This window comes from Aquabacterium sp. UBA2148 (genome assembly GCF_002328915.1).
Lineage (GTDB): Bacteria > Pseudomonadota > Gammaproteobacteria > Burkholderiales > Burkholderiaceae_C > Aquabacterium > Aquabacterium parvum.
In genome coordinates this window covers 1-1,348 of record NZ_DCXA01000172.1, presented here as the reverse complement: position 1 = coordinate 1,348, position 1,348 = coordinate 1, and the positions used below count along the sequence as shown (strand labels likewise).

Annotated in this window: 1 protein-coding gene; it reads left to right on the top strand. The window is 73.0% G+C overall.

All coding sequences use genetic code 11. The annotated features are described in order from the left end of the window. On the top strand, positions 1-1,348 hold a 1,348-nt coding region (locus B2W70_RS09600), incomplete at both ends, for an AMP-binding protein (protein ID WP_286745184.1).

Sequence of the window (1,348 nt, the reverse complement as noted above, 5' to 3'; positions counted from 1 at the left end):
GGCCTACGTGCCGCTCGACCTGGGCTACCCGACCGACCGCCTGCAGGCCATGCTCGACGACGCCCAGGTGCGCGCCGTGGTCGGCGAGCCCGAAGCGCTGGAGACCCTGCAGTCGCGCCTGGACGCGCTGCCCAGCCTGGCTTCGCCCCGCCCGGCCGGCCCCGCTCCCCACGCCGCCGATGGCGACCTGGTCTATGTGCTGTTCACCTCGGGCTCCACCGGCCGCCCCAAGGGCGTGGCGATGGGGCTGGCGCCGCTGGCCCACCTGACCGCCTGGCATGTGACCCACCCCCGACTGGGCCAGGCCGCGCGAACGCTGCAGTTCGCGCCGCTGTCGTTCGACGTGCACTTCCAGGAAATCTTCTCGACCCTGGCCACCGGCGGCACGCTCGTGCTGCCCGACGACGCCGACCGCCGCGACCCGGCGCGTCTGCGCGCCTTGCTGGCACTGGAGCGCGTGCAGCGCCTGTACCTGCCCTATGTGGCCCTGCAGATGCTGGCCCAGGCCGATGCCGACGCGCACACGCATGCCGGCGTCCTGCCCTTGTCGCTGCAAGACGTGGTCAGCGCTGGCGAGCAACTGCAGGTCACCCCTGACATCCGCGCGCTGTTCGGCCGCCTCAGCGGGGCCGTGCTGCACAACCACTACGGCCCGACCGAGACCCACGTCGTCACCGCCTTCGAGCTGCAAGGCGATGCCGGCGCGTGGCCTCAGATCCCGGCCATCGGCACCGCCCTGCCTCATGTGCGCGTGTGGCTGCGGCCGGTGCAAGATGACGATGCCGCCGAGCCCCACACCGCCGCGAGCGAGTTGGCCCAAGGCGAGCTGATGCTCGGCGGCGACACCTTGGCCGAGGGCTACCTGGGCCGCCTCGACCTCACGGCTGAGCGCTTCCTCGACCACCTGCCCGGCCCCGATGGCGTGCCGGCCCGCTGGTACGCCACTGGCGACCTCGTGCGCCAGGCCCCCGACGGCACCCTCACCTACCTCGGCCGCGCCGACCAGCAGCTCAAGGTCGATGGTTTCCGCATCGAGCCCGGTGACATCGAACTGGCCCTGATGGCCCACCCGGGCATCCAGGACGCCGTGGTCACCGCCCCGACGGACCCGGATGGCAGCCGCGTGCTCACGGCCCACGTGGTGCTGCGCCCCGGCTCGGCGCCCGCCGACCAGACCGTCACCGCCTGGCGCGCGTGGCTGCGCGATCGCCTGCCCGAGTACATGGTGCCCGTGCGCTTCGCCGTGCTGGACAAGCTGCCGACCACGCCCAGCGGCAAGATCGACCGACGCGGCCTGCCTTCGGCCATGCCGGCTGCCCCGGCTTCGGGTTCAGTCGGCATGCCCTCG